The organism is Mesorhizobium sp., assembly GCF_004962925.1.
Classification (GTDB): domain Bacteria; phylum Pseudomonadota; class Alphaproteobacteria; order Rhizobiales; family Rhizobiaceae; genus Mesorhizobium.
The window spans coordinates 1,471-8,406 of record NZ_SUEO01000250.1; the positions used below are offsets into that span (position 1 = coordinate 1,471).

Annotated in this window: 10 protein-coding genes and 1 tRNA gene; 1 reads left to right on the plus strand and 10 read right to left on the minus strand. The window is 63.4% G+C overall.

What is annotated here, in order from left to right:
• Positions 1 to 160 precede the first annotated feature (160 nt).
• On the plus strand, positions 161 to 1,900 hold the full coding sequence (ggt, locus tag E5W87_RS31110) for a gamma-glutamyltransferase (RefSeq protein ID WP_292406467.1): 1,740 nt from the start codon (positions 161 to 163) through the stop codon (positions 1,898 to 1,900).
• A gap of 9 nt (positions 1,901 to 1,909) precedes the next feature.
• On the opposite strand, the gene E5W87_RS31115 is transcribed toward ggt, so the two are convergent.
• From E5W87_RS31115 to hisD, 10 genes are all read right to left on the minus strand, one after another.
• Complete coding sequence (locus tag E5W87_RS31115; protein WP_292406470.1) at positions 1,910 to 2,254, minus strand: hypothetical protein; 345 nt, start codon at positions 2,252 to 2,254, stop codon at positions 1,910 to 1,912.
• Positions 2,251 to 2,523 carry a hypothetical protein gene (locus E5W87_RS31120; protein WP_292406472.1) on the minus strand — a complete coding sequence of 91 codons (273 nt, stop codon included), beginning with the start codon at positions 2,521 to 2,523 and terminating at the stop codon, positions 2,251 to 2,253. Before E5W87_RS31120 ends, E5W87_RS31115 begins: the two co-directional genes overlap by 4 nt.
• A gap of 412 nt (positions 2,524 to 2,935) precedes the next feature.
• Positions 2,936 to 3,376: a hypothetical protein gene (locus tag E5W87_RS31125; RefSeq protein WP_292406475.1), complete on the minus strand. Its 441-nt coding sequence runs from the start codon at positions 3,374 to 3,376 to the stop codon at positions 2,936 to 2,938.
• Between the two features lie 246 nt (positions 3,377 to 3,622).
• A tRNA-Phe gene (locus tag E5W87_RS31130) sits at positions 3,623 to 3,698 on the minus strand.
• Between the two features lie 197 nt (positions 3,699 to 3,895).
• Positions 3,896 to 4,093, minus strand: coding sequence for a DNA gyrase inhibitor YacG (gene yacG, locus E5W87_RS31135; RefSeq protein WP_292406479.1), 198 nt, complete (start codon positions 4,091 to 4,093; stop codon positions 3,896 to 3,898).
• Between the two features lie 13 nt (positions 4,094 to 4,106).
• Positions 4,107 to 4,733, minus strand: coding sequence for a Maf-like protein (locus E5W87_RS31140; protein ID WP_292406482.1), 627 nt, complete (start codon positions 4,731 to 4,733; stop codon positions 4,107 to 4,109).
• Between the two features lie 27 nt (positions 4,734 to 4,760).
• A complete protein-coding gene (infA, locus tag E5W87_RS31145) occupies positions 4,761 to 4,979 on the minus strand; it encodes a translation initiation factor IF-1 (protein WP_006200926.1) in 219 nt (72 codons plus the stop codon).
• A 92-nt stretch (positions 4,980 to 5,071) separates the two neighbouring features.
• The gene (locus E5W87_RS31150) at positions 5,072 to 5,536 is read right to left on the minus strand and encodes a low molecular weight phosphatase family protein (RefSeq protein WP_292406493.1); all 465 of its coding nucleotides are present in this window, start codon (positions 5,534 to 5,536) and stop codon (positions 5,072 to 5,074) included.
• 1 nt (position 5,537) lies between these two features.
• Positions 5,538 to 6,023, minus strand: coding sequence for a UPF0262 family protein (locus E5W87_RS31155; RefSeq protein WP_292406485.1), 486 nt, complete (start codon positions 6,021 to 6,023; stop codon positions 5,538 to 5,540).
• A gap of 6 nt (positions 6,024 to 6,029) precedes the next feature.
• Positions 6,030 to 6,936: histidinol dehydrogenase (gene hisD, locus E5W87_RS31160; protein ID WP_292406488.1), on the minus strand; the 907-nt coding region annotated here is incomplete at its 5' end.

The following is a 6,936-nucleotide window of genomic DNA, read 5'->3' on the forward strand; positions in this document are numbered from 1 at the left end:
CCGGCCGCTTCGCGGCCACCTCTCCCCCGCTTCGCGGGGGCGAGGAACCCAGGTCTTGATAGAAGGTGCGAGCCTCGCCGAATCTTCCCATTAATGTCAGTAGACTCAACCTCTCCAAGCGGCTTTCTTAGGCACATCCAACGCCCCTCGGAGAACGGCCATGCACCACACCCGCCGAACGTTGATCGCTCTCAATCTTTCCATCACCTTGACCTTTGCGCCGCTGGTAGCCGCCTTCGCCGCCTCGCCGCAGCCGGCGAAGGGCGAGCACGGCATGGTGGTGACCGCCCAGCATCTTGCGTCTGAAGTCGGCGTCGAGGTGCTGAAGAAGGGCGGCAATGCCGTCGATGCGGCGGTTGCCGTCGGCTATGCGCTGGCCGTGGTCTATCCGAACGCCGGCAATATCGGCGGTGGCGGCTTCATGACCATCCGCTTCAAGGACGGCCGCTCGACGTTTCTCGATTTCCGCGAGCGCGCGCCGCACGCTTCGACGAAGACCATGTATCTCGACAAGGACGGCAAGCCGGTGAAGGGCGCCAGCCTGGACGGCTATCTTGCGGTCGGCGTGCCGGGCTCGGTGGCGGGCTTCGAGACGGCGCGGGAGAAATACGGCACGCTGACGCGGCAGGACCTGATGGCGCCGGCGATCCGCTATGCCAAGGACGGCTTCGTGCTGGAGCAGGGCGACGTCGCCTCGCTCGAAGGCGGCGCCGAGCGGCTGGCCAAGGACCCGGCGGCCGCTGCCATCTTCCTGAAGCCGGACGGCAAACCTTATGCCATCGGCGAGCGCCTTGTTCAGGCCGATCTCGCTGCCTCGCTCTCGGCCATTTCGGAACAAGGTCGCGATGCTTTCTACAAAGGACCGATCGCCGACGGTATCGTCAAGGCGAGCGCGGAGAAGGGCGGCATTCTGGCCAAGGCGGATTTCGAGAACTACGCGGTCCGCGAACTCGAGCCGGTGACCTGCAACTACCGTGGCTACGAGATCACCTCCTCGCCGCCGCCGAGCTCGGGTGGCGTCATCATCTGCGAGATACTCAACGTGCTGGAAGGCTACCCGCTGTCCTATCTCGGCGCGGATTCCGCCGAAACCGTCAAAGTCATGGTCGAGGCGATGCGCCATGCCTATGTCGATCGCAACTCGGCGCTCGGCGACCCCGACTTCGTCGACAATCCGGTCGAAAAGCTGCTCGACAAGAATTATGCGAAAGAAATCCGCGAAAAGATCGATCCGTTCCGGGCCGGCGTGTCGCAGGAATTGATGCCGAAGGGTTTTGGCGAGAGCCAGGAAACGACGCATTATTCGATCGTCGACAATGACGGCAACGCCGTTGCGGTGACCTATACGCTGAACGGCTCGTTCGGCGCCGGCGTTGTCGCCGACGGCACCGGCATCCTGCTCAACAACGAGATGGACGATTTCACTCAGAAACCGGGCGTGCCCAATCTCTACGGCCTCGTCCAGGGCGAGGCGAATGCGATCGAGCCGAAGAAGACGCCGCTGTCGTCGATGAGCCCGACCATCGTCGCCAAAGACGGCAAGCCGTTCATGGTCATTGGCAGCCCCGGCGGCTCGCGCATCATCACCATCACGCTGGAAGCGATCGTCAATGTCGTCGATCACGGCATGAACATCCAGGAGGCGATCGACGCGCCGCGCATCCACCACCAGTGGCTGCCCGACACGGTCTATGTCGAGCCGTTCGGCCTGTCGCCGGACACCGAAAAACTGCTCGCCGGCATGGGCTACCAGCTCGATGTCACTGAGACGACCTGGGGCCAGGCGGCCGGTATCCTGGTCGGCGGCAAGAGCCTAGCGGAGATCGAAAAGGGCGGCGGCGTCCGCTACAATGGCGCTATCGACAGCCGCGCCGCATCCGGCGAGGCAATCGGATATTGATTTGTTTGGTCAGATGACCAAGGTGACGGTGGACGCAATCAGCATCACCGCCGCCACGCCGACAAACAAGGCATAGATACGCGGCCGGTCGAGCAGAAGCGCATTTCCGGATATCCACGCCGCGGTGGCGCCGCCAAGCGCATAAAGGAAGCCGTTGCGGTGCCCCAAGGCCAGGGATGCGGCCATCAGCCCGCCGATGATGAGGGCGCCGAACACGATGATCACGGCGACCGCGTATTTCTCGAAATCGTTGCTGGCCACACCCGGACCCATTGCGTTCAACGTCGACAGCTCGTCCGGGTCGAAGGGGTTGGCCGACCCATATTCGTCTTGACCGACAGGCTCGCGCATCATTCATTCTCCTTGAAGCGGCAACAAATCATCAAGCCTTGCCGAGCGCAACTGGATCGCGCCGCGTGGAATGCGATCGGCACGGTCTTCAACACTTTCTGGCGGCGGCTTGCTACCGGTTTTTTGGATTTATGTCGGGTCGTCCTGCCGTTCCAGGCGATCTGCCGGCTGGAATCGCCGGTCAGGGGCGTTTCGAACTGAAAGTCCGCCGCTCTGGAAGCGGATTCGAACCGCTGCCCCTGACTGTCGGATCTGACGACGATCGCGCGCAAGCTTCGCGCTCGCAGGGCTTGCTTGACGATATCGGTGGCGGAGATTGAGTCGGTGATGAAGATTGGCCGGCGCCACTTTGGGGGGGCGTTGGGGTAGATTGCCTGATGGGCGCCGGCCAGGCGGAAATCAGGTCCGCCGCAAGGAAATATAGCAGACATGGCGAGGGATGGCAGTGGTGTGATCGCGGAAGGTCGTTCGCGTTTCCCGGATGCGGTGACCCATTATGGGTCAACATGTCTGGCACCTGAATTGCACCGCAGGCAATGCCGGGTAACACCCCGGCATCGTCCCCGAATATGGGGCCTCGCCGCTTCGCAAATGGAGCGGCGGGCCTTTTTGGCCAGCGCGCCAGCTGCGCCATCGGCGCACCCCCGTGAGCGCGGCGCCATCGGATCTCAATCGCAGCGTTTGCTATTCGGCGCGAGCCGGCGGCAGTTCGAACAGGTTGGCGCCATTCTCCTGGCCTCGCTCGACATAGCCGATTATTCGAAACCATTTTGCGACATCCGGTCTCTGGAGCCAGCTGCGCGAGTGAATGGGGAGATTGCCGGCGAGCGCCTGGATATGGCGAATGTGCCGCTTGCAGAAGCGAACGGTCGCGGCGCTGAAGAAATCCTCCTGCGCGGCGAATAGCGTATCAGCAGCGTCGCTATGCTCGTGCCACGCGATGATCGCCACGGTCTTTTCACCCTGGACAAGCGCATGAGCACGGCCTTCTTTCAAATTCATCATCAGATTGTCGTACGCGATCTTGCTGTCCTTGCCGGCCGCGGCGTACTCGTCCGCTATCCGCTTGGACAGATCACGGAAAAGAGCTTCCAGATCTCCAACCGTTGCTGCGCGTGCTCTCATTTCTCCTCCTGAAGCCCAGAGGCAGTTTGCCCTAAGGATGGGGGATCACCAAGCAAATCAATTCCGTCATCTGCTCTGTGCGTGCAAAGATGTTTCGTCGGGCGAGACCAGCCATGTCAGGCGTAGAAAACGCTTCGACGTCGGCGGGAATTCTGCGCGAGATCCCGTGGCGCGACGGGCTGATTTCTGCCAACCGATTACAGCCGAGCCAGGGCATGCACAAGTTGCTGAAATTGCTAAGGAAAATGGTGCCCAGAGGCGGATTCGAACCACCGACACGCGGATTTTCAGTCCGCTGCTCTACCAACTGAGCTATCTGGGCCTGTTCCGGCACGCGGGCAGTTCTGCACACCGGATTTCATGAAAGCGCCGCAGGCGCCCCTTGAAAGCGCGTGGGTTATAGCACGGGAATCCGGCCTGTCCAGCGCTTAAGCGTTGATTTAAAGCGGGAAACCAGCAGTTGTTCGACAGGTCGATTCATGGAGCCTGATCGAGGTCAGCAAACCGTGCCGAACACCCTCATTTGGGAGGTTCGCCGTCCGTTTCGTCCTCGTCGTCGCGGGCCGGAATGACGTAGGCGCCCTTGAGCCAGCGGTTGAGGTCGATGTCCTTGCAGCGCGTCGAGCAGAACGGGTAGGTCTCGCGCGCCGACGGCTTGCCGCATTCGGGGCAAGGCCGCTTGGGGCGCAGCGGTGTCACCTTGTCGTCCGAGCTCATGGTCGCCCCGAACTCATGGCCCTACTGACTGCCAGTTGGCGTGCACCTTGAACCCTTCGCCGGTCAGCAGCGCCACCGTCTCATAGAGCGGCAGGCCGACGACGTTGGTGTAGGAGCCGACAAGCTTGACGACGAAGGCGCCGGCCAGCCCCTGGACGGCATAGCCGCCGGCCTTGCCGCGCCATTCTCCCGAGGCCACATAGGAGTCGATCTCGGCGCGCGGCAGCCGCTTGAAACGCACCCTGGTCTCGACCAGCTGCTGGCGCAGCTTGCCGGCCGGCGTGATCAGGCAGATGCCGGAATAGACCCGGTGCGAACGGCCTGACAGCAGCCCGAGGCAATTGGCGACGTCGTCGAACGTTTCGGCCTTGGGCAGGATGCGCCGGCCGACGGCGACCACCGTGTCGGCGGCCAGCACGAAGCTGGGCGCATAGTCCTCTTCCGTCTGCAGCGAGGCCAGCGCCTTCTCGGCCTTTTCCTTCGACAGGCGCTTGGCCAGCGAGCGCGGATGCTCGGCGCGCAGCGGCGTCTCGTCGACACCGGCCGGCAGCACGCGATCCGGCTCGATGCCGGCCTGCTGCAACAGCTCGATCCGGCGCGGCGAACCCGAGGCAAGCACGAGCTTCTGCAAAATGCTCATCGCGATCCCGGCCGAACTCTGACGATCTTACTTGAAACGGTAGGTGATGCGGCCCTTGGTCAGGTCGTAGGGTGTCATCTCGACCAGGACCTTGTCGCCGGTCAGCACGCGGATGCGGTTCTTGCGCATGCGGCCGGCCGTGTGGGCGATGATCTCGTGTTCGTTTTCAAGCTTCACCCTGAACATCGCGTTGGGCAACAATTCCGTGACGACACCCGGAAACTCGAGGACTTCTTCCTTCGGCATTCGATACCTTTGCTTGGATGGGGATTCCCAGCGCCCCGGCCGGAATTTGGGCGGAACCTATATGATAATCGTGCGCTTGTGAACATGCTTAATCAGCGCGGTTTTTTTGCTTCCGGCGCCAGAAAACGGCCGCCGATCCGCGCCTTTAGCCGTTCGCGCACTTCACGATAGGCGGCCATGATCTGCTCACGGGTGCCGCTCACACCGGTCGGGTCCGGCATTGGCCAGTATTCGACGTCGACGGCAAGCGAGCGGGTAAGCTCGAGCGCGGTGTGATGCGCTTCCGGCGACAGCGTGACGATCAGGTCGAAATAGTCGTCCTCGAGATCGTCCAGTGTCCTCGGGTGTCGTTCACCCAGCGAAAGCCCATCCTCGGCCAGCACGGCGTCGACGAATGGGTCGCGTTCGCCGCCGCGCACCCCGGCCGACGCCACGAAAGTGGTCGCCGGAAGCACCTGGCGCGCCAGCAGTTCGGCCATCGGCGAGCGCACGGCATTCATGCCGCAGACAAACAGGATCGAGCGGGGCAGGATCGAGCGGGGCAGAGGGGCTGGCAGTTCAGCCTCGCCAGTGCAGCACGCAGACCAGCGTGAACAGCCGGCGCGCCGTGTCGAAATCGATGTCGATCTTGCCGGCCAGCCGGTCCATCAATGTCTGTGAGCCCTCATTGTGCAGGCCGCGCCGGCCCATGTCGATGGCCTCGATCTGGCTGGGCGTCGAGGTGCGGATGGCGTCGTAGTAGCTTTCGCAGATCAGGTAATAGTCCTTGACGATGCGCCGTAGCGGCGTCAGCGACAGGATGTGGGTGACGACCGCCGCGCCGTCCTCGCGCGTCACCGCGAAGACCAGGCGGGATTCGGCCAGCGACAGTTTTAGCCGGTAGGGCCCGGCGCCATCGTCATTGATCGGCTGGAAGCGGTTCTCCTCGATGAGGTCGAAGATCGCCACCGCCCGCTCATGCTCGACATCAGGCGTCGAACGGCCGATCGATTCGTCGAGTTCGACATCGACCAGCCTGGCATGGGTTCGATCGTAGTCGGACATGTCAGTTTACATGTTCAGCCGTATGGCGACGGAGCGTCCATGCGCGTCGAGCCCTTCCGCCTTGGCCAGCGCGATGGCCGCCGGCGCTAGCGCCCGCAACTGCTCCGGCCCGAGCTTCAGGATCGAGGTGCGCTTGACAAAATCGAGCACAGAAAGCCCGGATGAGAAGCGCGCCGAGCGCGCCGTCGGCAGCACGTGGTTGGAGCCGCCGACATAGTCGCCGATGGCTTCCGGCGTGTGGCGGCCGAGAAAAACGGCACCTGCATTGCGCATCCGCGCCAGGAAGGCTTCCGGCTCGTCGATGGCAAGCTCGACATGTTCGGCCGCGATGCGGTCGACCAGCGGCAGTGCCGCCTCTACTCGGGGAACGTGAATGACGGCGCCGAAATCGCGCCAGCTCGCCGCCGCCGTCTCGGCTCGCGGCAGGCTTTTCAACTGGCGTTCGACCGCCTGTTCGACCGCCGCGCCAAAGGCGGGATCGTCGGTGATCAGGATCGACTGCGCCGACACGTCATGCTCGGCCTGGGCAAGCAGGTCGGCGGCGATCCAGTCCGGATCGTTGCTGCCGTCGGCAACGACAAGCACTTCCGAAGGCCCGGCGATCATGTCGATGCCGACCGTGCCGAACACCTGGCGCTTGGCCGCGGCGACATAGGCATTGCCGGGGCCGACGATCTTGGCGACCGGCTTTATCGTCTCGGTGCCATAGGCGAGCGCCGCGATCGCCTGCGCGCCGCCGACACGGTAGATCTCGGATACGCCGGCGAGGTCGGCCGCCACCAGCACCAGCGGCGGCACCCCGCCGCCGGAGGCCGGCACAACCATGGCGATGCGCTCGACGCCGGCGACCTTGGCTGGAATGGCGTTCATCAGCACCGAGCTTGGATAGCTCGCCGTGCCGCCCGGCACATAG

Bases quoted from the DNA above. Each gene is read 5' to 3' on its own strand.
- ggt (WP_292406467.1), top strand. From the start codon at position 161: ATGCACCACACCCGCCGAACGTTGATCGCTCTCAATCTTTCCATCACC.
- E5W87_RS31115 (WP_292406470.1), bottom strand. From the start codon at position 2,254: ATGATGCGCGAGCCTGTCGGTCAAGACGAATATGGGTCGGCCAACCCC.
- E5W87_RS31125 (WP_292406475.1), bottom strand. From the start codon at position 3,376: ATGAGAGCACGCGCAGCAACGGTTGGAGATCTGGAAGCTCTTTTCCGT.
- yacG (WP_292406479.1), bottom strand. From the start codon at position 4,093: ATGAGCTCGGACGACAAGGTGACACCGCTGCGCCCCAAGCGGCCTTGC.
- E5W87_RS31140 (WP_292406482.1), bottom strand. From the start codon at position 4,733: ATGAGCATTTTGCAGAAGCTCGTGCTTGCCTCGGGTTCGCCGCGCCGG.
- infA (WP_006200926.1), bottom strand. From the start codon at position 4,979: ATGCCGAAGGAAGAAGTCCTCGAGTTTCCGGGTGTCGTCACGGAATTG.
- E5W87_RS31155 (WP_292406485.1), bottom strand. From the start codon at position 6,023: ATGTCCGACTACGATCGAACCCATGCCAGGCTGGTCGATGTCGAACTC.